Genomic DNA, 25,273 nt, shown 5'->3' with positions numbered 1-25,273 from the left:
CACGTCCTGTAGTCGTTGCCTGCGGTGGGGTCAGCCCTGCGCGGAACGCGCATAGCACGTCGGTCAGCTGGCCGTTCCCTGAATGGGAGAGCACAACGCTGGGCGCGGCGGCAGCCGTCGTCGGCCGTCAGGCCCTTCAGGCATCGGGACGGGCGTCTTATCCGTGGGCGGCGCGGCGCCGTGGTACGACTGCTTCAGCGACAAGCCGACGAAGCGGGCGGGCTGGTGACGACGAACAGGGTGGCCAATCTGCTGCGCAAGCGTGAGGGTCCGCAGCGGCCGACCTTCCTGGAACTGTTCTTCGATCTGGTGTACGTCTTCGCGCTCACCCGGATCGTGCACGAGTTGGTGCTGGACTACACCAGGGGTCACGTCGCCGAGACGTTGACCACTTCCCTTTCGGAAAACGGCGAGACTCTGCTGCTGCTCCTGGCCCTCTGGTGGATCTGGGCCCAGACGGCCTGGACGACCAGCAGATTCGACCCGTACCAGCCGGCGATCCAGTTCGTCGTCCTCGCGACGATGCTCGGGAGCCTGTTCCTTGCGGTCGCGATATCCGGGGCTCTCGCCGAGACCGGCCTGCTCTTCGCGAGCACGTACGTCGTGATCCAGGTGGGCCGCACCCTCTTCTTCGTACTCACCGTGCGGGGTCACGATCTGCGCCGCGTCAACATGCTGGCGCTCGTCTGGTTCAGCGCGTCGGCCGTGCCGTGGATCACCGGAGCTTTCGCACCAGAGTTGACGCGCAATTCGCTGTGGACGCTGGCCCTGGCGATCGACTACGTGGCGGGCAGGCTCGGCTGGCCGGTTCCGTGGCTGGGTCGCTCGAAGGTGTCCCCGTGGGCCGTCGCGGGCGAGCACCTAGCCGAACGCTACTGGCAGCTCGTCATCGTCGCGCTTGGTGAGACGATCCTGACCTCCGGATCGAGTCTTCTACGCGGTCCGATCGTGGCTGAACGAACATCGGCCCTTGCACTGTCGTTCCTCACCACGGTGTTGCTGTGGCGGATCTACTTCTACCGAGCCGGCCAGATCTTGGGCGAGGCCATCGCGGCATCCGCCGATCCCGGCCGGCTCGGTCGGTTGGCCGAGTTCTCCCACCTGCTCATGGTGTCCGGCATCCTCGTCACCTCAGCCGGTTCCGAACTCGTCCTCATAGATCCAACCGGACACGCCAAACCCGCCTGGGTCGGCGCCATCCTCGGCGGGCCCGCGCTCTACCTCGCCGGGCGCTCCGTATTCGAGCACGTGGCCTTCGCCCGCGTGTCCCGCCCACGGCCGATCGGGATCCTCGTCCTCGCGGCCTTAGCGCCGGTGATGGTCGGCCTGCCGCCACTCGGGGTCGCTGCAGCAGCTGCCGCCGTCCTGCTCGGCGTCGCCGTCTCGGACGCGATCCGCGCCCATGGACGCCCACTAGAGCAAGCCTCGCCACCACGCTGACGCGTGCCCGTTACCCCGCCAATCAGAGTCGATCTAGGGGCAACAGCGCGGTCACCGGGCAGCGGCACGCGGCTGACGAGCCGGTCGAGACTGCGTTGTGCGGACCGGACGCCGCAGGTACCACTCGGCCACGGCAAGGTTGATCAACCAACCGGCGAGCACCAGCCCGGCCCGAACGTTCCCGTCGGGCTGTTCGCCGGTCGCGACGAGGTACGGCGCGTGCGTGAACGCCTGGGTGCCGGCGCCGAGGCCGATCGCGTAGCCGCGCACCATCCACCTGCGGTGCCGGGCGAAGTCCCGGCGTAGCGCGCTGGCGAGGCCGAGCAGGATCGCTCCGGCCATGGCCGAGCCGAAGACGAGCCGCATGCCGGCGAGCACGTCGTTGTCATGGGCCGGCAGGTCGTACGCGAAGGTCATCCACAGGCCGGAGAGCGCGACCGTCAGTCCGCAGGGAACAAGCACCCGGCCGGCGAGGCGGTGCCAGCGGCGGCGGCGCAGGCTGGGCACGAACTGGAAGGCGCCGAGAATCGTGTAGACCACCGCGCCGACGATGTGCAGCACCACCGGCAGCGGCTCGGCGACGAAGCGAGCGTTCGCTGGGGTGACCTCCGGTCCGGTGCCCAGCTCGGTAAGCCGTCCCGCACCAGCGACCATCGGTATCAGGCCCAGCAGGATCAACGCGGCCGGTAGCCGCCACTCGCGCATTGTCATGCCATCGATGGTGGACGCCGCACCCGCCCCTGCTCATCGGCACATGGGCCGCAATCGGACCGGCCCATGGTCGTACGCCGTCGTCGTACTTCCGCCGGTCAACGGTCGACGTCACTCGTCGCCAACCCCGGCGACGGGCGGGACGGTAACGCCGGCCGAACGGGTGCTGGAGGAATGGCGGTGGCCATCTCCTACCCGATCGGCTCCGTCACCAGCGCGCCCGTCTGCGGTTGGTCTCGTACGCCCACATCGCCACCTCGACCCGGTTACGCACACCGAGCTTGGTCATCAGGCTGGTGATGTGCGACTTGACCGTGCTCAACGTGATGTAGAGCTCGTCGGCGATCTCCTTGTTGGTGCGTCCCCGCGCGACGGCGACCAGCACCTGCTCCTCCCGGTCGGTGAGCGCCTCGATTGGCTGCTTCCGCGGAGCGGCTGGACCCGCGTCGGCGAACGCCTTCAGCAGCCGCGTGGTGACGCTCGGCGCGATCAGCGCGTCCCCGTTGGCGGCCGCGTGCACGGCCTGACTGAGCAGGTCGGGACCAGCCTCCTTGAGCAGGAAGCCGCGGGCGCCGGCACGCAGTGCCGCGTACACGTACTCGTCGAGGTCGAAGGTCGTGATGACGACCACCGCGAGCGGATCCGGGACCGATGGCCCGGCGAGCGCCCGGGTGGCCTCGATGCCGTCCATGCCTGGCATGCGAATGTCGAAGAGACACACGTCGGGGCGGAGCCGCTGGGCGAGCTCGACCGCCTGACGGCCGTCGCCAGCCCCACCGACGACCTCGATGCCGGGCTGAGTGTTCAAGATGATGGTGAGGCCGGTACGGACGATCTCCTGGTCGTCCGCCACGAGCACGCGTACCGTCACGCGCCGACCCCCTCGCGCGGGAGCACGGCCGTGACGGTCCACCCACGGTCGGGATTGGGGCCGGCCTCGCAGGTGCCGCCGAGCAAGTCCGCGCGCTCCATCATGCCCACCAGGCCGAAACCGGGCGAGCCGGTCGGGCGGGCGGCGCCGGCCTCGCCATCGTCGCTGACCCGCAGGCGCACGGAGGTGTCGTCGGCCGCGACGCTGACCTCGATGCGGGTGGCATGGCGGGCGTGGCGACGGGCATTGGTGACCGACTCCTGAGCCAGGCGGTAGAGCGCGGAGCCGACCGTGGGCGGAAGGTCGCCGAGGTCGCCGCGGAGATCCACGTCGACGGCCGGCCCGGTGCGGAAGCGGCCGGCGAGCCGCTCGATGTCGGCGACCCGCGGGCTGGGCCACAGGTCGGCGGGCTGGTTGCGGCGCAGGACGCGGACCATCGCACGCATCTCGGCAAGCGCACGGGACGCCTCGGCCTCGATTGTGCGGAGCGCCTCGACGGCGGCGCCCGGCTGGCTCGCCGAGGCGGCGATGCCGGCCTGGGCGCGGATCGCCATCGCCGACACGTGGTGGGCCACCGTGTCATGCAGGTCACGGGCGAGCCGCTCGCGCTCCAACAACTTCACCTGATCGAGCTCGCGCAGCCGGGCGGCGGCGCGGAAGCGGATCGCGGTACCCAGCGTGGCGGCGGCGAACATCACCGCGAAGCCGGCGACCAACTCGCCGCCGTTGATCGAGCCGGACAGGCCGGCGGCGGCCACCTTGGCCACCACGAAGAACGAACCGATTACGGCATCCCGGCCGGAACCCCAGCGGAACAGCGCGCAAACCAGTAGGACCAGGAAGCTCGCCGTGAACATCTGGCAGGCATCGCCGGGCAGCACGAATGGGCCGACCGTCGTGGAGCCGAACGCGATCGCCACCATCGCGAGCGGCTCCGTACGCCGCCACAGGAGCGTGGGCAGCAGCGCGAGCGCGACGACGACGCAGCCCACCCGCCACGGCAGATCGGGCCGGAAGATCCCTTCCAACACGATCGCCGGCGCGAAGACCGCGATCAACGCCCAGTCGCGCCACACACGGGGCGGGGCATGTGAGACACGCGGCTCGGCCAACACAGCGTGCAGGCGAGGGTGCATAGGCCCATCGTACGAACGGTGGTGCGACTCCAGATCGTCCCAAAGTACGACCGATGGCTACCCCGCTCGGGCGGCCTGGTTGCTGTTCGAGGTCGACGACGGCGCTCTCATCGAGGATCGTGGGCGCCCAGCGCTCGCCGGAGCCCTCGTCGAACCTGGACAGCACCACCGGCCACCGCCCGCTGGCATGGCCACTTTCCGCCATGCCAGCGGGCGGTGGATGTCCGACGAGAACGCCGACCACCCCCAGCTCCTGGCCGACAGCGCCGCAGATTCGCTCGCTATCTCGCCACGTATATGCGGGATGACCACGCGAACCAGGCCCTGTCATGGTCTCGATCCGAGACAGGCGTGTTCGCAGTCATTTTCGGTTTGCTCAGGCGAAATTAGTTCGCGGGCTTGCCGAACCAGCGGGAGAGGTGGTCGTCCAGGTCCTGCTGATCGTCGCCGATCCAGGCGACGTGGCCGTCGGGGCGTAGCAGGACGCACGGAACATCCAGTACCGCAGTGGGATCCCCGAGGTAATCGACCCGGTCTGACCAGCCGCCGACGGTCAGGCGTTCGGTGCGGTCCAGCAGCAGGCCGCGGCCGCGATGTAGCAGGCCGTAGAGGTGGCCCTGTTTCACGTCGATGTCGCGCAGGCGGCGGCCGAGCAGGTCTGGGCCTTCGCCGAAGTCGTAGCGGATGTTGATCGCGGTGATCTTCTCGATCAGATAGCGGTTCACCTCGTCGAAGTCCATCAGTTCGGTGAGCAGCCTGCGCACAGCCTGCGGGCCCGGTTCGGTGGACGACAGTTCCATCTGGGCGCGGGTGTTGTCCAGCACGTCCTCGGCAACCGGATGACGTTCGGCCTGGTAGGTGTCCAGCAGTGTTTCCGGCGCCCAGCCGCGGATCTGTGCGGCCAGTTTCCAGCCGAGGTTGAATGCGTCCTGAACGCCCAGATTGAGGCCCTGTCCGCCGGCGGGTGGATGGATGTGTGCCGCATCGCCGGCCAGCAGCACCCTCCCGACCCGATAACGTTCGGCTAGCCGTGTGGCATCCCCGAAGCGGGACAACCAGCGCGGTGAGTGCACGCCGAAATCGGTTCCGGCGATGGTGCGCAACTGTTGTCTGAAATCTTCGAGGGTGGGCGGTTCCGCGCGATCGCTGACTCCCGCGGCGGGGACTACGACGCGATAGACCCCTCCGCCGAAGGACCCGAGGCTGAATACCTTATTGGTTTCGCGGATTTCGGTCACCTTGGCGGCGATCTCCTCCTGCGGCACACCCACTTCCATCTCGCCCATCAGCGTCTCGGTCCGCGAGGGCTCGCCGGGGAAGTCGACGCCGAGCAGTTTGCGCACCGTACTGCGCCCGCCGTCACAGCCGACGAGATAACGCGAACGCAGCTGTTCCCCGTCGGCCAGCTTAACGGTCACACCGTCGTCGTCCTGCTCGAAACCGGCCACCGCACAACCGCGCCGGACCTGCGCACCCAGTTCGATCGCATGTTCTTCGAGCAGGTGAACGATGACCGGCTGCGGGATGCCCAGCAGATAGGCGTGCGCGGAATCCAGGTCGGGCGCGGGTTTGTTGATGGCGGCGAAGAAGCCGCCGGCCGGACGCTGTCTCCCGTGTTCGAGAATACGATCCAGCAGTCCGCGCATTGCCATCAGCTCGATACTGCGAATATGCATACCGACTATGCGGACGAACGACACGGGCTCGGTTTCCTTCTCCAGGACGAGAACCCGTACATCGTGCAGCCGCAGTTCGGCGGCCAGCATGGCACCGGCCGGCCCGCACCCGGCAATGATCACGTCGAAGATGAAGGGCGCGCGACCGGTGTCGGAGGCCGGCGATGGGAGTCCGGGGACGTCGCCCACAGTGGAGTCGCGCTCGACCACCACATCGTTCGACGACGGCTCGGCGGAGAACTGCAGAGAGTGCATACGTGTTGCCTTTCGGGAGTGCCGTGTTGGCGAGGCGCTCCCGGCGACACCTACGTCAATCGCCCGGCCGTGACGGGAAGGGGGAGCACCCACATCGATACAGCGTTCATGGGTCTCACCTCCTCGGGCGGTGTCACGGTCAGTTGCAAGCTACAAGCCCGAGCATCATCCCGTCCACTCCTTTCCCAGCCGCATGATCACGACTCCAAACAGGCCCGTGCGGCGGCGATGCTGCTGGTCAGGGTGACGCCCAACGAGGTGGTCACGGATGCCGCGCCGGTCTACCCCGGCGTGCTGGATGAGCTGATCCCGCAGGCGTGGCACCACGTCGAGCAACCGGATCCAACTCCCTCGACGGAACTCGCCATCTACGCCGACGCCGTCCGCTGACCGCCAAACAACCCTACGCAACGGCAAGGATCAGCGGCGCCGACCCGCTGCCGGCAACGTACTCAATTCGTGCCAGGTGGTGACGGCGGCTCGGGTGGGCGTCCTTGGGCACGGGCTGCGTCGGAGATGCGGATTCCGGCCAGGACGAGGGCAGGTGCCATGGCGACCAGCACGACAAGGGGAACTGGCTGAAAGGCGTTGGGGCTAGTCCTGGGCTAGCCGGCCCATCGGACCGGCCAAAATCCCCGCAAACCGGGTGAACCGTCTGACAGAGTGGTCTCTGTGCGCAGGAACATGACCGCGAATCATGACGGGCGCGGCGGCAGAGTGGGGCGAGGTATGAGCGATGATCAGGTGCTCACCGGGCCGGGTGCGCAGAGCCGTCGGGCCCTGCTCACTGGTGTCGGCGCGGTCGGCGCGGCGGCGGTTCTGGCCGCCTGCGGCGGCGACGACTCTGGCGACGGGTCCGGAGCCCCCACCACCGCCGTTAGCCCCACCGCCACGAGCACCGGCGGCGGCGGTCCGGCTGCCGGCCAGCCTTTGGCCAAGACCACCGACATCCCGGTCGGTGGCGGCAAGATCTTCGCCAAGGAAGGCGTCGTGGTCACGCAGCCGAAGCCGGGCGAATTCAAGGGCTTCAGTTCGATCTGCACCCACCAGAACTGCACGGTTTCGCGTGTCGAGGGCGGCACGATCGACTGCCTCTGCCACGGGAGCAGGTTCTCCATCGTCGACGGCTCGGTCAAGGCGCCCCCGGCCACGCGGCCGCTCCCGCCCAGGACGATCAAGCTCACCGGCGACCAGATTTCCCTGGACTGACCCGCGCTGCACATCTCGGCTCTGGACTTCCCGGCACTGTAGTGGTCCGCCGTGACGGGTGTGCGCGCGATACCCCGAGACGGGGCGCCCGTTGCACCCTGTCGCGGCGGTGTCCACTTTGGCAGGGAAGTGGCTGACTGCCGACCGCAATGACATTCGGCCGCGCCGCTCGGTCACCCACAGCCGGGTGCCTGCCAGGGGAGAACAGGGGACGGACCTCATCGGCGTACGCGTCGATGACCTCGACCACCCAGTCCATCTCCGGCACCGTCAGCACGGTGCGGCGCTTGGGCGGGCCGCCCCGCGATGCCTTGCCGTAACGCACGAACAAGGCTCCGACGCGGCCCCCGTTTCCGGATTTCTTCCGCCACGAACAGGGCCTGGACCTCGTCGTAGGTCAGCGGCCGTCCCTCGAAGTCGCTGACGTGGGCGGTGTTCCACTCGTGCAGGATCTTCGCCGGGGCCCGGCCGAACCGCTCAGGCAGCCGCCCAGCCGCCGGCTGCCACTGCCACGGGTACCGGTTGGTGAAACTCGCGAACCGCCGCACCAGGCTGAGTCGCGGCGTGATCGTGACCGGCGTCCATCTTCGAATGGTTGCTGCTGCTCGACCGCTGGCGAAGCGTCAGCGCGGCGCGGGTGGGGGGCGTAGGCCGTCGAGGGCGACGCCGAGCACCCGCTCGCGCTGGTCCGGCTCGGGGAATCGGGCCATTGTGAGGCTGCTGACCAGCCGGACCACGTCGTCAAAGCTGATGTCGTCGCGGACCACCCCGGCCGCCTGGGCGCAGCGCATCATCGGCTCGCCCGCGCGGCGACGGTGCCCGCCCGGTACGTGACCAGGACGGGCACCGTCGCCGCTACTGCGGCGGGTCGCTCAGCTGCTCGCGCCCCGAACCGTGACAACCTGGCTGGTGTAGGCGTATGCGTAGGTGGCATCGCCGTCGAAGCGGATGTGGTACGTGTACTGGCCGGCCACCGGGGGCGTGTCGGTGATGGTGAACGAGCCGTCAGCGACGAGCGGCACCACCGGCAGGTCGGCCCCGACGGAACCATGCTTGTTGGTGTAGACCCGGTACACCACGATCGACCCGGAGGCCGGCGTGGGCACGTTGCCGGCGGTACTCATCTGACCCGTGAGCGTGAGCGGCTTCGTGGCGTTCCCGGTCGTCGGGCCGGTCACGAGCAGCGAGGTGGGGTGCTGGGCCACGTCGACCTTGGTCGTGGTCTTTGACCAGCGGAAGGCGGGGCTGCCATCCCAGATGGCGGTGTAGTTGACGCTGCCGCCGACCGGCGAGGTGTCGGTGACGGTGAAGGTGCCGTCCTCGGCAGTGGTCACGCCGGGCAGGGTGGCGGTGGTGCCGTTGGGCAGCGTGCGGGTGATCTCGATCGGCTGTGCGCCCGGCGCGGAGTCGTTGGGGAAGGCGAGTCGGCCGGTCATGGTGAACGGGTCCAGCGCGGTCGCTGCGGTGGTGGCCGACAGGCTTAGCGTGGACGTCGGCAGGACGGCGCCCTCCACGCGCCACAGGTAGTACCGGTTGTACGGCCAGTCGTTGAGCAGGGCGTAGAGGTCATCGCCCAGCACGGAGAGGCTGCCGGTGACCAGGTCGCCCTTGTAGGTCATCTGGGCCTGCAAGGTCTTCGCCCCCGTGGCGGCGTTGTACACCTCGGCGTAGGGGCCGTAGCTCGAGCCGTAGAAGGCGGTGGCGACGTGTGCGCCGTTCGGGCTGAGCGCGATCGCGCCCGGTGAGCCCGGGTAGTCGGCCCTCGATCCGTAGCTGCGGACCTTGGTCAGGGTCGTGGTATCCCAGACATCGAAGCCGGAGGTGGCGAAGACCGAGATGGCCTGGGCGCCGTCGGGCGTGATGGTGAGGTCGGTCAGGTTCGACAGGTCGTTGTCGGCGCCGTCGATGACGCCCCGCAGCGTCGCCGGGATCGTGCTGACGTCGTACACCCGAGGGCTGGCGGGGTTGATCCCCGCCTCGGCGGTGAAGACCGTGTTGCCGGCGCCGGCGACCAGGGGCGCGCCATACATCCGGGTGGCGACCTGGACGGGCGTGGGCGCCGCCAGGGACAGGTCGAGGCCGAGGACGCCGCCGACAAAGTCGTTCTTGATGCCGTAGCCCACCCAGAGCTGGTCGCCGTCGAGAGACAGGTTTGCCGGGGACGGGTACGCGGCCAGGTTGATCCGTCGGACGACGGTGAGGGTGGCCGCGTCGATCTCGGCGATCTCGTTCGAGCCGGACAGCGCGGCGTAGACCCGGTTGCCGTCGGGCGTGACGGCCAGGCCGGTCGGGCCGGCCAGGCCGGTGATGCTACCGGTGAGCGTGCCGTGGGCGTCGGCGACCACGATGCGGTCGTTCGCGGAGACGAAGACCCGGCCGCCGGCCGCGGCCGTGTCGACGACGCCGGTAACGCCTTGGATCAGGGTGGCGGTGTCCCTGGCGGCGGCGGGTGCGGCGGTGGCGACGAGGCCGACTGCTGCGACCATCGTCGATGCCAGGACTGAGCCGATCACTGTGCGGAATCGCACCTGCGGTCCCCTTTCGGTGGTAACCCCGTTATGCCGCGGCGGCCGGCGGAGCCGGTGCCGGGCCTGCGACAAGATCGTCGCGTCATGGGATTAGGCGGCCCTCCGGCCAGCAGCGTTACACAGTGGATCAAAGCTTCGCTAAGAGCCAAGGCAGTCCACGTTTGCTGCGGAGGAGGCGTCCCGCCACTGCGTCGGACGCGTTCAGTTTGTCGATCGGTGATCGGCGCCGCCGGTGCTCGCGAGACGCAGGTGCCAGGCTGGACTGCCTCTGCGACTGTCCGACGAGGAGATTCGCCGAAAGTCGCAATTGTGCGCAATGTGCGCCGGGCGGTGATCGCTGCCGAACGGCTCGCCCAGGGCGGTTGACGGCGCGCGGATCCAATGGAAACACTGTTGCTTCCATGGAAACGCGACTCGAGTGCCGGAGGTGGGCGTGCCGACCACGATCGTTGTGGGCGCCGGGCCGGGTGGCCTGGCCTGTGCCATCGCCGCCGCCGACGCGGGCGGCACCGTGCTGCTGCTGGAGAAGGCGTCGGACGTCGGGGGCGCCCTGCCGTACTCGGGCGGGCACCTGTCCGCCGGCGGTTTCTCGCTGCAGCATGCGCGGGGCATCAGCGATGACCCCGAGCGGCACTTCGACGACGTCTGGCGGATCAGTCGGGGCGCCGCGCGGGCCGACCTGACCCGGCTGACGCTGCGCGAACAGCCGGCGGTGCTGGAGTGGCTGCTCGCCGCCGGGCTCACCGTCGATCCGGGTACCCCCCGCATCGTGTACGGGCACGAGCCGTACCGCACGCCGCGAACCGTCCACGCCACCACCGTCCCCGGCGGTCCGGCGATCCTGGCCGCGCTGCGCCCGATGCTCGACGCACATCGGGCCGCCGGCCGCATCGACCTGCGCTGCGAGGTACGCGTCACCGAACTGCTGACCGAGGGCAGCGCGGTGGTCGGGGTCGCCACAGCCGACGGCACGCGGTGGCGGGCGCCCGCTGTGGTGCTCGCCACCGGCGGATTCGGGTACGCGCCGGAGCTCTTCGCCGAGCTGGAGGGCGCCCCGCTGACCACCTCGGCGGCACCCACCTCGACCGGCGACGGCCTGCTCATGGGCCGGTCGGTCGGCGCCGGCCTGCAAGGCCTGGGCCGCTACATCCCCACCTTCGGCGGGCTGCCCCCGATCGACGGCGACCTTCGGGTCGACTGGGTGCACCGGCCGCACCTGGTGGCGCCGGAGCGGCCGCCCTGGGAGATCTACGTCGACCGGGCCGGGCGGCGCTGGATCGCCGAGGATGAGCCCAGCATCGACCAGAAGGAGCGGCTGCTGACCACGGTCGACCGGATGACCTTCTGGACGGTCTTCGACGCCCACGCCTTGCGCGAGTCGTACCCGATGGTGCACGGCTGGAGCGCGGCCGAGCTGGACGCCCAGTGCGGCCGGCGCCGGGGCGTGCACCGGGCGCCCGGCCTGCCGGAGCTCGCCGGGCTGGCCGGCATCGACCCGGCGGGGCTTTCGGCCACGGTGGCCCGCTACAACGGTTTCGTCGCCGACGGCCGGGATGCCGACTTCGGCCGGGCGTACCTGCCGGCGCCGATTGTCGAGCCGCCGTTCTACGCGCTGGAGAACCACCCGGTCACCCTGATCACGTTCGCCGGCCTGGACGTGGACGAGATGCTGCGGGTACGCCGCGCGGACGGCACGACGATCCCCGGCCTGTACGCCGTCGGTGAGGTGATCGGCTCCGCCGCCGTCAATGGCAACGCGTTCTGCTCCGGCATGTGCCTGACGCCGGCCATGGCCTTCGGTCGGCTGGTCGGGCGTCGCCTCGCGCGGACCGCGAGCTGAGCCGGTCTCGGTCTGACTGTCCACGGCGGAATCCGAGCCGGGCCGGTTCAGTGTGCGAAGGCGAAGCCCTCCGCGCGCAGCTTGCCGGAGCTGATCGGCACGAACGGGGTCCTGATCTCGCCCCGATAGGTCAGCGCGGGCCAGCCTCCGGCGGCGCAGAGTTCATCGAGGACGGCCCGGTTGGTCTGCGGCACGACCGCGTCCGGTACCGCGTTGAACACGCCCGTGAGGTCGCGGCTCGCCACGAAGTCGAGCGCGGCGGCGGCGTCGCGGTAGTCGATGCGATAGTGCAGGGCCTCGGCCGAGAACGGCACGCTGCCGCCGAGCATCTCGTGGGCCAGCTTCACCCGGGTCGGATAGTCGAGGTCGCGCGGATGCCCGTACACGTCGGGGATCCGCAGCGCGGCGCCGCGCGGGGTGGCCAACACGGCGGCCTCGGCGGCGATGAAGTTGCGGGGTGAGGCGTCCGGGTCGTCGGTGACCGGGCTGGCCTCGTCGACCAGCGCGCCATGGCCGGCCCCGTAGACCGACACCGAACTGGTGAAGACGACCCGGGGGTGCACGGCGGCGGCGGTGCGCGCGGACGCGGTGAGCGTGTCGGCGTACTCGGCAATGCGCTGGTCGGCGTCGAAGGCTCGGGCGATGCGCGGGCTCACGGTGAGCACGACCGCGTCGGCGTCCCGGGTGGCCCGCTCGACGGCCGCGCGGTCGCTGCCACGGAGGACCGCCACCTCGGTGCAGACGGGCGCCAGCTCGGGCACGCGCTCGGGGGAGGTGGTGGTGCCGACCACGTGGTGGCCGGCCGAGACCCAGCGACGGGCCAGCTCCATGCCGACGTTGCCGCAACCGATGATCACGTAACGCACCTGGACCTCCAAAAGGGAAACGCTGTTTCCCACTCTGCCCCATCTCCGGCCCCCTGCCAAGACCGTGCCGCACGGGGCCCGCCGACGACGCTGCGGTGTCCGCGGGGTCGATCGAATCGGCCGGCGTCAAATCGCCTGTCGGGCTATTGACAGGAGGGCGGGCCGGCTGCCTTTATGAACCTATCCAATTTTGGAAACCAGTGTTTCCATCAGCGAAACAGTGGCCAGGGGTGCACCGTTCCCCACAGGAAGGAGAGCGGGACCGCAATGGGATTGCTCAGAACTACGGCTACAGCGGTGGGCGTGGCGGCTTTGGCCGCCGCCGCGACCGCGGTCTGCGTGTCCCCCGCGCAGGCGTACGGCCCCACCCCGGGCAACCTGGGATGCCGGCTGTACTTCAACGACGCCGGTACCGGCAGCTCGCCGAGCAACTGGGCCGACTCGTTCGGGCTCACCCAGACGCCGGCGACGCCGAGCCCGGGGCAGACCGTGACGGTGACCTTCACCGCGGCGACCGGTCCGAACAACGGCCCGGTCGCGATCAACCCCGGTGACGTGCCGATCGTGGTGGAGGCGGCGCTGGGTGGCTCGCAGAGTGGCCCGGTCACTCTCACCCAGCCCAACTACCCGGCCGGTCCGATTCCCGGCAACACCCCAACCGGCCCGATCACCGCCACCGGCACCTACGTGGCCGGAGCGACGGGAGCCGCGACGCTGACCGTCAACCGGGTGATCCTCAACAACCCGATCGCCAAGACGTACTGCTCGGCGGAGGGCGACCGGGACCACAAGGCAGCACCGGTCCCGACACCCATCGTGGAGAGTTTCACCGTCTTCGGCGGCACGGTCTCGGTCACCTCGGTGACCGGCCAGACCGTGACCGGGCATGCCCGGGCCGGCAACGTCATCAACTACGCGGTGACCGGTCTCGCGCCGTCCGGCGCCCTGACCGCAACGCTGCGCGCGCCCGACGGCACCGGAACGGCCGAAGGCTCCGGCGCAGGCACGACCGACGCCGCTGGCGCCGGCACCGGCACGCTCACGGTGCCCAGCGGCGCCACCACGGGGGCACGAACCCTGGCGGTCTCGGACGGGACCAACACGGTCTCCGTCCCGATCACGATCCTCGGCTCGCCGGGCATCGCGATCACCCCCAGCGGTGGCGGCTCCGGCACCGTGGTGACGGTCACCGGCACCAACTGGAACCCGGGCAGCACGGTCACGATCCGCGGCTACAAGGCGCTCACCGGGGCCCCGCCGCCGCCCGCGACAAGCGACCCGGCAACGACGGCCACGGCCGGCGCCACCGGTGGGATCAACGCCACCTACACCGTCACCGACGGCAGCACCGCGTACATCGGCGCGCAGTCCGGCGCCCTGTTCGCGATCTCCGCCTGGACGGGGTCGGCTGACTCGTGCACTGCCAAGACCGGCTCGGCCACGACCGGCAACTGCACCCTGTCGTACAACCTGTCGGAGACCGTGACCGCCGGAAACCTGTCGATGGCTCGCGCCGCCGGCACCGGCAACATCGCGTTCTCCGGCGTCACCGTCGGCGGCAGCGTGCAGACGGCGACGGGCAACCTGTCGACCGTCACGGTGACCGACTACCGGGGCAGCACCTTCGGGTGGAGCCTCGTCGGCACGGTCACCGACTTCACCGGCACCCCGGGCGGAACCATCGCCAAGAACAACCTGTCCTGGACACCGGCCTGCGTCGGCACCGCCGGCGCGACCAACGCGGTCACCGCGGTGGCCGGTACCCCGGGCACGGTCGACGCGGCGACGCTCTGCTCCGCGCCGACCAGCGCCACCGGTACGGGCGGCAGCTTCGACGCCTCAGCCGGGCTGACCCTCTCCGTGCCGGCGAACCAACTCGCCGGTGCCTACGCTGCGACCCTCACGCTCACCCTGAGCTGAGGACCGCCTCGAGGTGGGGCGGTCGGCTGAGCCGGCCGCCCCCACACCGAGCAGTCGAAGGGTGGAACCGCGTGCGTCACCCCCTCTGGCCACGTCGCCTCCGCACCGGTGCGGCGGCCCTCGCCGCCACTGTCGCCGCCGTCGCGCTGACCGTCGTCCCGGTCGGGCCGGCCGCCGCGGCGGACAACGGCGAATGGGCGGTCGTGCCCACCCCGCCGGCCAACGCCGGGCCCACCCCCCGGCTCTACTTCTTCCTCGAGTCACCCGCCGGCCGGACCCTCACCGACTCGGTGCGGGTGATCAACCGCACCGACACCGAGCGCACCTTCACCGTGTACGGCGCGGACGCCTACAACACCGCACGCGACGGCGGGTTCGCGCTGCGCCAGCTCAACGAGAAGCAGTCGGACGTCGGGATCTGGACGGCGGTCGGCGCCGGCACCGTGGTGATCCCGCCCAAGGCGCAGGCCGACATCCCGTTCGCCATCACCATCCCGACGAACGCCAGCCCCGGCGACCACGTCGGCGGCATTGTCGCGATGGAGTCCGTCCCGGGCCGCCGGAGCGAGAGCAACGGCGTCGCCGTCGCGGTGCAGCGGGCCGTCGGCGCCCGCATCTACCTGCGCGTCGCCGGGCCGGAGGTGCCCGGCCTCAACCTCGCCGATCTGGACCTGACGCACCCGACGCCGTGGCTGCCCACACCGGTCGACGGTGCCCTGGAATACACCCTGGCCAACACCGGCAACCTGCGCCTCGCCCCCACCATCACGGTCACCGCCTCCGGCATGTTCGGACATCAGATCCGCCAACGTGGCGCCACCCCACAGCTCGACCTGGTTCCGGGCGCCGAGTCGCGGATGCGTGCCCAGTTCACCGGGCTGTGGCCGGTCGACGTCGTCACCGCCACCGTGACGGCGAAGGCCGACGGTGGCGTGCTGACGGTACGGACCACCCGTACCGTCGTGGTCTCCTGGACCGGCCTCGCCGCACTCGCCGCGCTGATCGCCGCCGGGGTCCTGGCCTGGCGCAGGCGCCGCCGCGCCCAGGTGGCCCGCCCCCGGGGCGTCCGGCGCGTCCGCGCGCACGCGGAGGTCGGATGACGAGGATCGCGCGCACCCTGACCGCCGTCGTGTGCGTGCTGGCCGCCGGGCTGGCACTGCCCACCGGCCCGGCGTGGGCGGCCGAGGGACTCACCCTCGCCGCCCCGGCGGCGGCACCGGGCGACCGGCTCGGGGTGACCGGCACCGGCTGGCCCGGCGGCGCGCTGGTCCAACTCGTCACCTGCGGGCAGCTTGCCATCGCCGGTTCGGCCTCCTGCGACACCCGGGCCGCCCTGGCCGTTCCGGTGCGCCCGGACGGCACCTTCGCGGTGCAGCTCGTGCTCGGCACCCCACCGGTGCCCTGCCCGTGCGTCGTGCACGCCACGCTGGTCGGCGGCGCCGCGCGCGGCCAGGCCGACGCGCCGCTGGAACTCACCGGGCACGCCATGGGGGACACCCCCACGGTCTCGGCCGCCCCGGTCCGGCTCGACCTGGTCGAGGCGAGGATCGCCGGCCGGCCGGGCTGGCGGAGCCTGTTCGGCGCGGCGGCGACCCGGACCCTCGTCTACACCGTGCACAACCCCGGGCCGCAGCCGCTGCCCAACCCGCCCCTCAACGTCCGGGTCGGCCGGGACGGCGGCGGCGACCGGGTCAGCGCGCCCGGTACCGGCGACATCCGGCCGGGCGAGACGCGCACCTACCGGGTGCCCGTCGTCACCCCGTTCGCCGCGTTCGGCCGGTACACCGTGCAGGCCGACCTGGGTGGGTTCGGCCCGGCCGAGGTGACGCTCCGGACGTACCCGTGGGGCCTGTTCGTGGTGCACCTGCTCGGCGGGGCGCTGATCGTCGTGGGTGTCGCCCGCCGCATCGCCAACCGCCGCAACCGCCCGCCGCTGCCCGCGATGGCCGCCGCCCCGGCCGGCACGCTGCTGCCGTCCGTCGTGCGGGTCGGCTCGCTCGGGGCGTACCTCGTCTTCGACGACGCTCCCGGTGCCGGTCAGCTACGTCGACGAGCCGGCGCCCACCTGAGCGTCGCCGCGCTGCGGGACCTGCTCGGCGACGCCGGACTGTCAAACGGATCCAGCGCCGAGGGGGCCGCGGTCATCGACCTCGCCGCCCTCGACGCGGTGCTCGCCGCCCGCCCGGGCGCGGCCACGCCGGCCGGAGCACGCGGCGGCAACCAGACCGCCGCTGCCGTGATCGATCTGGCCGCCCTCGACACCTACCTCGGGAGCCCTCGATGAGCCGCGATCCTGGCACCCACGCCGTCGACCGGGACCGGAGCCTGACGGTACGGGCGGCCGTCGCCACCGTCGCCGCGCTGCTCGCCTTCGTCGGCTGCGGCGCGGTGCTGCCCGGCGTGGGCGGCGCCGACGGCACCGGCGTCGGGCCCGGCGTCACCGCCGACGCGGTCACCGTCGTGTTCGTCGGCACCGACCTGACCAAGACGGCGAACCTGACCGGGTTCAACACCGCCTCGGCTGGCGACCCGGTGCGCCAGATGCGGGCGCTGGAGAGCCACGTCAACGCCAACGGCGGCATCGGCGGCCGGCGGATGCGGGCGATCTTCCGCAACTACGAGGCGAGCGACGACTCACCGGCCGCCGAGGAGAAGCTCTGCAACCAGATCACCCAGGATGACCGGGCGTTCGCGGTCGTGCTCACCGGTCAGTTGCAGGCCAACGCCCGCCCCTGCTACGCACAGCGGCACACCCTGGTGCTGGACGCCACCCTGATCACCATCGACCAGGCGACGAACGAGCGACTCGCGCCGTACCTGTTCGCCCCGGCCTACCCCGCGTACGACGACTTCGTGCGCGCGTACCTGCCGGCGCTGGCCGCGCAGGGCTTCTTCGACGGGGCCCGGCAGGTGGGCATCGTCGCGGTGGACGCACCGGCCAACCGGGCGATGTACGAGCAGCACGTGGTGCCGTACCTGAAGCAGCGGGGAATAACCTCGACCCCGGCCTGGATCGACAGCACCGACCTGGGCACCCTCAACACGGGGCTCAACCAGGCCGCCGTCGACCTGCGGGCCAAGCGCGTCGAGCGGGTCTTCTTCCTCGGCGGGACCCGGCTGGCCTCCTTCTTCCTCACCTCGGCCACCGCGCAGGGCTTCACCGCCCGGTACGGCATCTCCAGCTACGACAATCCCAGCTTCCTGATCGGCAACCCGGACATCATCCCGCGCGAGGCGCTGACCGGGGCGGTGGGCATCGGCTTCAACCCCAGCCAGGACGTCGCCGACCGGGAGTACGCCTTCCCCGCCACCGACGCCGAACGCACCTGCCTGGGCATCTTCGCCGCGGGGGGTGAGTCGTTCGGCACCCGCGAGAACGCGCGCGTGGCCTTCCCGTACTGCGACGCGGTCCTGCTGCTGCAGGCCGGCGCGAAGGACCTCGGCGCGGACCTCAACGCGCACCGGTGGCTGGCGGCCGTGGGCCGGCTCGACACGCCGTTCCAGCCGGCGACCGGATTCTCCGGGCGGCTCGGCCCGGGCCGGTTCGCCGCCTCGAACGGCTACCGGGCGTTCGGCTACGACAGCGGCTGCGCCTGCTTCACCTACCGCGGGGAGGACGTGTCCTTTGCGACCCGATGATGACACCCGCCCCAGCGTCCCGCCGGGCATCGCCCGCGACGGTGCGGGGGCATGGCGTTCCCGGAGCGCGGGCTGGGGCGCGGGTACGGCCGGCGGCCTCCTGACCGGGGTGCCGCTGCTCGGCGCCGCAGGACTCGCCCGGGGTCTCGGTGTCGACCTGACCAGCGTGCTGGCCGCGGTGATCGCCGCCGCGGTGGTCGGCGCGGCCGCGACCGTCGCGGTCGTGCAGCGGGTACCGCACCGTCATCCGGTACGGGCCGCGCTGCTCGCCGGCGCCGGGCTGGGCGCCGCGCTGCTGCTGGTGGTCAACGTCGCCGCCCCGGTGCCGGGGCTGTTCGCGCTCACCGCGCTCGGGCTGCCCTGGGCGGTCCTGGTGGTGGCCGGCCGCGCGGTCGCCGCCGCGACGGCCACCCTGCGGTACTGGCACGTGGGGCTGCTGAACGGGCTCGGCCTGGCCGCGCTGCTCGCCGCTGGCACCGGCGGCGGGTCCGGGTACCACTGGGCGGCGGCGGGCGTCCTCGCGGCGCTCGGCGTACTGGCCGGCGTGACCGCCGCGGAACTGCCGGGCGATGCCGGCTGGCCACCGGCGCTGCGCACCCTGTTCGACAACGCCACCCGCCCACCCACCGCACGTACCGCCGTGCTGGCCCAGGCCGGCCTCGGCCTGGTCGTGCCCGGCGCGCTGGTCTTCGCCGCCGACGTGCTGCGCGCCGGGTTCGGCCTCGGTCCGCGCGGCGCCGTCGGTGTGGTCGGCGACGCGCTGCTCGCCGGAGCCGCGCTTGCGGTGCTGCTGCGCAGCGAGCGGGCGCTGCGCCTCGCCGTCGCCGCAGCCCCGGCCGGGCTGCTCGTCGCCGCCGGTGCGCTGCTCGTCGGGGACGCCCCCGCCGCGGTCGGCGTCGTGCTGTTCGCATCGGGCCTGGCCGTCGCCGTCGGTGCGCTGGTCGCGCTCGCCGTCGCGGGCGAGCGCGTCGCCGCCGAGGTGCTCCATCCGGACGCCCGCCCCGCGTTCGCGGCGGCGGCGTCGGTGCTGTCCCTGGCCGGTGGCCTGGCCGGCGCCGGTCTGCTCGCCCTGCTCAATACCCGATACGGTGCCGGTCCGGCGTTCGCGGTGGCCGCGGCGGCGGTGCTGGTCGGCGCCGGCTACGCCCGGCGGCTGCGGCGCACCGCCGCGGCCGACGCAGAGCGGTTGGCGCGGGTGCTCGCCGACGAGGCGGAGGTCGCCCGGCTACGGCACAGCGGCGCACGTCCCGCCGCTCTCTCCAGCTCCGGAATCGACGCGGCGTACGGTCCGGTCCAGGTGCTCTACGACGCGGCCGTACGCGTCGACGACGGCGAGCTGGTCGCGATCTGCGGCCCGAACGGGGTCGGCAAGACCACATTGCTGCGGGTGCTCTCCGGGCTGCACCGCCCCGCCGCCGGGGTGGTCCGGCTCGGCGGGGTCGACGTGACCGCGCTGACCGCGCCCCGCCGGATCGAGCTCGGAATGACCACAGTGGTTGGCCAGGCGGTGTTCGGCTCGCTCACCGTCACCGAGAACCTGCGCATGCACGGCTACGCGCTGGGTCGGCGCAGCGACGCCGTGCACCGGGGGGTGGACGGGGCGTTCGCCGTCTTCCCCCGCCTCTACGAGCGGCGGGACCAGGTCGCCGCCACCCTGTCGGGCGGTGAGCGGCAACTGCTCGTGCTAGCCAAGACGCTGATCCAACGCCCCCGGATGCTGCTGGTCGACGAGCTGTCGCTCGGCCTGGCCCCGGTCGTCGTCGGCGGCCTGCTGGAGATGCTGCGCCGGCTCAACGCGCTGGGCACCTCGCTGCTGGTGGTGGAGCAGTCGGTCAATGTGGCGCTGTCGCTGGCCGACCGGATCTATTTCATGGAGAAGGGTGCGATGGTCGCCGAGCACACCGCGGGCGAACTGGCCGGTCGGCCAGACCTGGTCCGGGCCCTGATGCTCGGCGGCCACGCGCCGGCCGAGGACGCCGAGCCCGCGCCCCAGGCACAGGGCGGCGCGCCCGCGCCGGAGGCCGCTCCGGCGGCCGGGGCGGTGATCCGGTGATCGACGGATTCGACTTCGGCCCGGACCGCATCGTGCTGGGCCTGTTCACCGGCCTCACGTACGGGCTGCTGGCGGTCGGGCTGGTGCTGGTCTACCGGTCCAGCCGGTTCGTCAACTTCGCACACGGCGCGGTCGGGGTGTTCGGCGCCGCCGTGCTCGGCCGGCTGGTCGGTGACGGCGTGCTGCCGTACTGGCTCGCCCTGCCGGCCGGGATGCTCGCCGCCGCCGCGATCTCCGGCGCGATCGAGCTGAGCGTGGTCCGCCGGCTGCGGCACCGGCCCCGGGTGATCGGCATGATCGCCACCCTCGGGCTGTCCCAGTTCGTGCTCGTGCTCGCCCTGCTGGTGAACAGCTCGGGGGCCAGCGGTCCAACATTCCCGACGCCGCCCGGCATGCCGTCGTTCACGGTCGGCAACACCCCGGTCGGCCCGGCGTTCACCGCGATGCTGCTGTTCACGCCGGTGCTGCTGGTCGGGCTCGCCATGTTTCTCAAGCGCAGCCGGTTCGGGCTGGCGATCCGGGCCGCCGCCGACGCCCCCGACGCGGCCACCCTCAACGGCGTTACCGCGGCCCGGATGGCGACCCTGGCCTGGTCGATCGCCGGCGCCGTCGCCGCCTTCTCGGCGATCCTCGTGGCGCCGACCCAGGGCACCCAGTCGATCGAGTCGCTCGGCCCGGCCCTACTGGTGCGGGGCCTCGCCGGCGCGGTGATCGCCCGGTTCTCCTCCGTCCCGATCGCGTTCGGCGCCTCGCTGGGCATTGGGGTGGGGGAGCAGATCCTGCTGTCCGGTCGGTCCAGCGGCGGTCTCGTTGAGCTGGCCCTCGTCGCGGTCATCCTGGTCGCGCTGCTCGCCCAGCCGGTCCGGGCGCGCCGCGACGGCGAGGACGGCGGCTGGGGCCGGATCGGCGCACCGGCGCTGCCCGCCGCGTACCAGCGGGTCTGGCTGCTGCGCAACCTGGGCCGGGTCGTCGCCGGGGTGGGCTTCGCCATCGCCGCCGTGCTGGCCTTCGTGATCAGCAACGAGAGCGCCTCGGTGCTCATCGCGATCATCGGCTTCACCCTGGTCGGCCTGTCGATCGGGCTGGTCACCGGCGTGGCCGGCGAGCTGTCCCTGGGCCAGTTCGCGTTCGCCGGCATCGGCGCCGCGGTGTCGGTGCAGGTCTCCGTGCGGACCGGCAACCTGTTCCTCGGGATCCTCGCCGGCTGCGCGGCGGCAGCGCTGGCCGCAGTCGCGGTCGGAGTGCCGGCGCTGCGCCTGCGCGGGCTCGCCCTCGCCGTCACCACGCTCGCCTTCGCGCTGGCCACCAGCGCGTTCCTGCTGCGACAGGGCTGGCTGCTCGGCGACGGTGCGCAGGTACCCAAGCCGCGCATCCTCGGCCACACCTTCGACCTGGCCACCGACTACTACCTGTTCGCGCTGGTGGTGCTGCTGCTCGGCCTATGGGTCACCGCCAACCTGCGCACCGGTGCCTTCGGGCGGATCCTGGTGGCGCTGCGCGACAACGCCGACGCCGCCCGGGCGTTCACCGTCGCGGTGCCGCTGCGGGTCCTGCAGGCGTACGCGGTCGCGGGTGCGCTGGCCGGCCTCGGCGGGGCAGTGATCGGCCACGGGCAGACCCAGCTCACCGTGAACGCGTTCCCCGCCTCGGCCAGCATCGACGTCGTCGCCACCGTGGTGGTCGGCGGGATCACGCTACTGGGCGGCCCGCTGCTCGGGGCGTTCCTGATCGTCGGCGTGCCCGGATTCCTGGAGTTGGACATCATCGGCCAGGCCGCACTGACCCTGGTCTGGCTGGTCGTGGTGATCGCGCTGCCGGCCGGGCTCGGCGGGCCGGTGCTGTGGCTGCGGGACCGGTTCGCCGCGCTGATCGCCCGCGGCCGCGGCGCACCGGCACCGTCCGCCGATCAGGTGGCCGAATCCGTGGCCGGGCCGTCGCCGGCCGCCGCCGGATCCGGTGGCTCGATCACGCTGCCGCCGCGCACCGTCCCGCTGCGACCGGCGGTGACCGGCGAGCCGCTGCTCTCGGTGCGCGGGGTGGCCCGCTCCTACGGCGGCGTGCGGGCCGTCGCCGGGGCCAGCCTCGACGTCGACGCCGGCGAGGTGGTCGGCATCATCGGCCCGAACGGGGCCGGCAAGACCACCCTGTTCGAGATCATCGCCGGCTTCACCCGCCCCGACCGGGGCGCGGTCCTGTTCGCCGGCCGCCCGGTCACCGGGCTGTCGCCGCAGCGGCGGGCCGGTCTCGGGCTGGTGCGCTCGTTCCAGGACGCCCGGCTCTTCGCCACCATGACGGTGCTGGAGACCGTCATGGTGGCCGGCGAACGCATCGCGCCGACCAGCCTCGTCGCCGCGGCTCTCGGTGCCACCGGCCCGGACCGGGCCAAGCGCCGCCGGGCCGAGGAACTCGTCACGCTGATGGGTCTGGCCCCGCTCGCCGACCGGTTGGTCGGGGAGCTGTCCACCGGTACCCGCCGGATCGTCGAGATCACCTGCCTGCTGGCGCTGGAGCCGGCGCTGCTGCTGCTCGACGAGCCCTCGTCGGGGGTGTCCCAGGCCGACGGCGTCGCGCTGGGCGAGGTGCTGCGCCGGGTCCACGACGAACTCGGGGTCACCATGGTCATCATCGAGCACGACCTGCCGCTGCTCGCCCGGCTCGCCGACCGGCTGGTCGCGATGGACGGCGGCCGGGTCATCGCCGACGGCACCCCGCAGGAGGTCCGCAGCCACCCCGACGTGGTCCGCTCCTACCTCGGTACCGACCACGCCGCCGTCAACCGCTCCGGCGCGCCCGCCCAGCGTGCGGCGGTGCCGTCGTGAGTCCTGCCCGCGCCGCCCCGCCCCTAGGGCGGGTGTCAAAGCCCCTGGCCGGCCTGCGGCGGGCCCAGGCGACGCCCGGCGGCGTTGGAGGTCCGCCCGGATACAACACCGGTATCCGAACGAACCTCCGCCTTGCCGGACACCGCCTGGACTCCGCCTCGGCTCGACCGAGGACTTCGACACCCGCCCTTGCCCGTGCCGGCCTGCGCCGAACCTGTCAGGAGATCGCCGTGCGAACCTTCCGCTGCCGGGCGCTCACGCTCGCCGTCCTGTTCGCCACCAGCAGCGGCCTCGCCGTCGTGGTGGCACCCCCGGCCGCGTTCGCCGCGCCGACCCTCACGGTCAGCGCGACCACCGGGCTGACGGACAAGCAGCAGGTCGTCGTCAACGGTTCGGGCTTCACCCCGAACCTGAAGCAGATCGCCGTCGGCCAGTGCGTCGCCGGCTTCAAGGGCCCGACCGACTGCAACCTCGCCGGCGGCGCCGCGTTCGTCAACGCCGACGGCAGCGGGAAGCTGCCCACGGTCACCCTGAAGCTGGCCCAGAAGTTCGGCGCGTTCGACTGCACCAAGCAGGAGTGCGTGGTCGCGGCGCAGATCCTGCCCAACAGCGGCAACGCCGACCAGGTCGAGGCCAACAAGGTCTCGGTGGCGTTGACGTTCGGCAAGAAGCCGGCGCAGAAGCCCTCACCGGCAACCCCACCCACGTCCGCGGCACCGTCGGCCACGCCGGCCGCCACGACATCACCCTCGACCAGTCCGGCGGTCGCCGCCGGTACGTCGGCCCCAACGCTGGTCAACGCCAACCCGGTGAGCGCCGGCCCGGACCGGTACGCCGTCACCGTGCTGGTCGGCTCCGGCCTGCTGTTGCTCTGCATCGGCCTGCTCGTGCTGATGCCCTACCGGAACCGGAGGTCCACATGACCCGACGTCGTTTCCCCGTCCGGGCGGCGGCGCTCGCCCTTGTCCTGGCGCCGCTGCTGCTGCTCACGTTCCCGGCGGCGGTCCCCGCCCGGGCGACGCTGCCGGCCGCGGCGGTCGGTCCCACGGCCGCTACGCTGGGCTGCCGGCTCTACTTCAACGACGCCGGCACCGGCAGCTCGCCGACGGTCTGGCAGGACACCTTCACCCTGACCCAGTCGCCGGCCGCGCCGAAGGTCGGCGACACGGTGACCGTCACGCTCACGGCGCAGGCCGGCCCCGACAACGGGCCGGTGGGGCTGAATGCCGGTGACGTTCCGGTGAACGTCACGCTGGCCCTGGGCGGCTCCCTCTCCGGCAGCGCGACGCTGCGCATGTCCTCGTATCCGGCGCGGGCCGTTGCCCCGGCGGAACCGCTCGGCCCGATCACCGCGACCGGCACCTACTTCGCCGCCGCCGCCGGAGCGGCGACGCTCACCGTCGGGCGGGTCACCTTCGCCAATGCCTCGGCGACGACGCACTGCTCGGCGGCAGGGGACCGCGACCACAAGGCCGCACCGGCACCGACGTCCATCGTGGAGAGCTTCACCGTCGGCGGTACCGGCACCGCGACCCCACCGCCGAGCCCGTCCGCCTCCGCAACGCCGTCGCCGTCCGCGTCGCCGTCGCCGTCGCTTCCGCCGTCCGCGACGGACGACCCGGCGCCGACGGCAACCGATGAGGTCGACACGCCGGCCCAGCCGTTCGGCCCGAAGAGCGTGAAGCTGAACTGCAAGACGCTGAGCAGCCTCTCGGCGTGGACCGCCACGCACACGCTGAGCATGTCGCCCAGCAACCCCGGGCGGGGTGCCAAGGTGACGGTGAGCCTGAAGTTCTCGGCCGGCCCGAAGAGCGGACCGGTGGCGGTCGGCGCCGGCGATCTGGTGCCCAAGGCGACCGTCAAGGTCGGCGGGGTGGGCAGCGGCACGGTGAACCTGACGGGCCCGGCGTACGGCGCGATCGGCGCCTACGCCGCCCTGCCCGGCGCAACGCTGACCGGGACCTACACAACCTCGCAGCCGGGGCTGGTCTCGCTGACGGTCACCAACATCGTCTTCGACCACGCCCAGGTCGACACCGAGTGCAACGCGGGCGCCGACCCGGTGACCGGCCCGGAGGCGACGTCGATCGTCGCCAAGTTCACGGTGAAGTCGCGGGCCGCGACCGACGACGAGGGCGAAGGCGACGGCGGAGGCGACGGGTCGCTGCCGACCACGGGCGAGGGAGGCGTGACGGCGCTGCTGCTGCTCTGGTCGAGCGCGGTGCTCGTGCTCGGTATCGGCCTCGTCGTGGTGCTGCCGAGGCGTCGCGGTATCCCGCGGAGCTGAGCCAGCAAACGGCGCCGGGCCGG

The 25,273-nt window shown here is 72.1% G+C and carries 18 protein-coding genes and 1 pseudogene; 12 read left to right on the top strand and 7 right to left on the bottom strand.

Annotated elements, in window-relative coordinates:
• Nucleotides 1-24 precede the first annotated feature (24 nt).
• The gene (locus ACFY29_RS33315; protein ID WP_386992503.1) at nt 25-1,440 is read left to right on the top strand and encodes a low temperature requirement protein A; all 1,416 of its coding nucleotides are present in this window, start codon (nt 25-27) and stop codon (nt 1,438-1,440) included.
• Nucleotides 1,441-1,491: 51 nt separating this feature from the next.
• Here the strand turns inward: ACFY29_RS33315 and ACFY29_RS33310 are convergent, their stop codons facing one another.
• The 4 genes from ACFY29_RS33310 to rox form a co-directional block, all read right to left on the bottom strand.
• Nucleotides 1,492-2,151 (bottom strand): DUF2306 domain-containing protein, encoded by a 660-nt coding sequence (locus ACFY29_RS33310; protein WP_386992501.1) that lies wholly within the window; start codon nt 2,149-2,151, stop codon nt 1,492-1,494.
• A 208-nt stretch (nt 2,152-2,359) separates the two neighbouring features.
• Nucleotides 2,360-3,022 (bottom strand): response regulator, encoded by a 663-nt coding sequence (locus ACFY29_RS33305; RefSeq protein WP_386992499.1) that lies wholly within the window; start codon nt 3,020-3,022, stop codon nt 2,360-2,362.
• A complete protein-coding gene (locus ACFY29_RS33300; RefSeq protein WP_328417818.1) occupies nt 3,019-4,158 on the bottom strand; it encodes a sensor histidine kinase in 1,140 nt (379 codons plus the stop codon). The genes ACFY29_RS33305 and ACFY29_RS33300 overlap by 4 nt, the downstream gene beginning before the upstream one ends.
• Before the next feature lie 386 nt (nt 4,159-4,544).
• A complete protein-coding gene (rox, locus tag ACFY29_RS33295) occupies nt 4,545-5,966 on the bottom strand; it encodes a rifampin monooxygenase (RefSeq protein WP_386992564.1) in 1,422 nt (473 codons plus the stop codon).
• A gap of 351 nt (nt 5,967-6,317) precedes the next feature.
• On the opposite strand from rox, the gene ACFY29_RS33290 reads away from it, so the two are divergent.
• Both ACFY29_RS33290 and ACFY29_RS33285 read left to right on the top strand, forming a co-directional pair.
• The gene (locus ACFY29_RS33290; protein ID WP_386992497.1) at nt 6,318-6,479 is read left to right on the top strand and encodes a hypothetical protein; all 162 of its coding nucleotides are present in this window, start codon (nt 6,318-6,320) and stop codon (nt 6,477-6,479) included.
• 339 nt (nt 6,480-6,818) lie between these two features.
• On the top strand, nt 6,819-7,298 hold the full coding sequence (locus tag ACFY29_RS33285) for a Rieske (2Fe-2S) protein (protein ID WP_386992561.1): 480 nt from the start codon (nt 6,819-6,821) through the stop codon (nt 7,296-7,298).
• A 623-nt stretch (nt 7,299-7,921) separates the two neighbouring features.
• Here ACFY29_RS33285 and ACFY29_RS33280 read toward each other — a convergent pair.
• Nucleotides 7,922-8,098 (bottom strand): annotated as a pseudogene (locus ACFY29_RS33280) (TetR family transcriptional regulator); the annotation flags it as partial.
• Between the two features lie 72 nt (nt 8,099-8,170).
• Nucleotides 8,171-9,826: a YncE family protein gene (locus ACFY29_RS33275; RefSeq protein WP_386992495.1), complete on the bottom strand. Its 1,656-nt coding sequence runs from the start codon at nt 9,824-9,826 to the stop codon at nt 8,171-8,173.
• Nucleotides 9,827-10,259: 433 nt separating this feature from the next.
• Between ACFY29_RS33275 and ACFY29_RS33270 the strand changes: the two genes are divergently transcribed.
• Nucleotides 10,260-11,666: an FAD-dependent oxidoreductase gene (locus ACFY29_RS33270; protein WP_386992493.1), complete on the top strand. Its 1,407-nt coding sequence runs from the start codon at nt 10,260-10,262 to the stop codon at nt 11,664-11,666.
• 47 nt (nt 11,667-11,713) lie between these two features.
• Here ACFY29_RS33270 and ACFY29_RS33265 read toward each other — a convergent pair whose 3' ends face one another.
• Nucleotides 11,714-12,532, bottom strand: a complete 819-nt coding sequence (locus tag ACFY29_RS33265; RefSeq protein ID WP_386992491.1) for an NAD(P)-binding domain-containing protein — start codon at nt 12,530-12,532, stop codon at nt 11,714-11,716.
• A gap of 303 nt (nt 12,533-12,835) precedes the next feature.
• On the opposite strand from ACFY29_RS33265, the gene ACFY29_RS33260 reads away from it, so the two are divergent.
• The 8 genes from ACFY29_RS33260 (at nt 12,836) to ACFY29_RS33225 (ending at nt 25,250) form a co-directional block, all read left to right on the top strand.
• Nucleotides 12,836-14,452, top strand: a complete 1,617-nt coding sequence (locus ACFY29_RS33260) for a hypothetical protein (protein WP_386992489.1) — start codon at nt 12,836-12,838, stop codon at nt 14,450-14,452.
• 71 nt (nt 14,453-14,523) lie between these two features.
• Nucleotides 14,524-15,552, top strand: a complete 1,029-nt coding sequence (locus tag ACFY29_RS33255) for a WxL protein peptidoglycan domain-containing protein (protein ID WP_386992487.1) — start codon at nt 14,524-14,526, stop codon at nt 15,550-15,552.
• Complete coding sequence (locus tag ACFY29_RS33250) at nt 15,549-16,736, top strand: hypothetical protein (protein ID WP_386992485.1); 1,188 nt, start codon at nt 15,549-15,551, stop codon at nt 16,734-16,736. Before ACFY29_RS33255 ends, ACFY29_RS33250 begins: the two co-directional genes overlap by 4 nt.
• The gene (locus ACFY29_RS33245; RefSeq protein WP_386992483.1) at nt 16,733-18,091 is read left to right on the top strand and encodes a hypothetical protein; all 1,359 of its coding nucleotides are present in this window, start codon (nt 16,733-16,735) and stop codon (nt 18,089-18,091) included. Before ACFY29_RS33250 ends, ACFY29_RS33245 begins: the two co-directional genes overlap by 4 nt.
• Nucleotides 18,078-20,144, top strand: coding sequence for an ABC transporter ATP-binding protein (locus tag ACFY29_RS33240; RefSeq protein ID WP_386992481.1), 2,067 nt, complete (start codon nt 18,078-18,080; stop codon nt 20,142-20,144). The genes ACFY29_RS33245 and ACFY29_RS33240 overlap by 14 nt, the downstream gene beginning before the upstream one ends.
• Nucleotides 20,141-22,963, top strand: a complete 2,823-nt coding sequence (locus ACFY29_RS33235) for an ATP-binding cassette domain-containing protein (RefSeq protein ID WP_386992479.1) — start codon at nt 20,141-20,143, stop codon at nt 22,961-22,963. Before ACFY29_RS33240 ends, ACFY29_RS33235 begins: the two co-directional genes overlap by 4 nt.
• Nucleotides 22,964-23,193: 230 nt before the next feature.
• Entirely contained in the window at nt 23,194-23,886 is a 693-nt protein-coding gene (locus ACFY29_RS33230; RefSeq protein ID WP_386992476.1) for a neocarzinostatin apoprotein domain-containing protein, read from the top strand.
• Nucleotides 23,883-25,250, top strand: coding sequence for a hypothetical protein (locus ACFY29_RS33225; protein ID WP_386992474.1), 1,368 nt, complete (start codon nt 23,883-23,885; stop codon nt 25,248-25,250). Before ACFY29_RS33230 ends, ACFY29_RS33225 begins: the two co-directional genes overlap by 4 nt.
• Nucleotides 25,251-25,273: the final 23 nt, after the last annotated feature.

Origin of the sequence: Micromonospora sp. NPDC000668 (genome assembly GCF_042897975.1) — a bacterium.
In the GTDB taxonomy this organism is placed as follows: Bacteria; Actinomycetota; Actinomycetes; order Mycobacteriales; family Micromonosporaceae; genus Micromonospora.
Note: the sequence above shows the minus strand (reverse complement) of the source record. Positions and strands in the feature narration are given on the sequence as shown.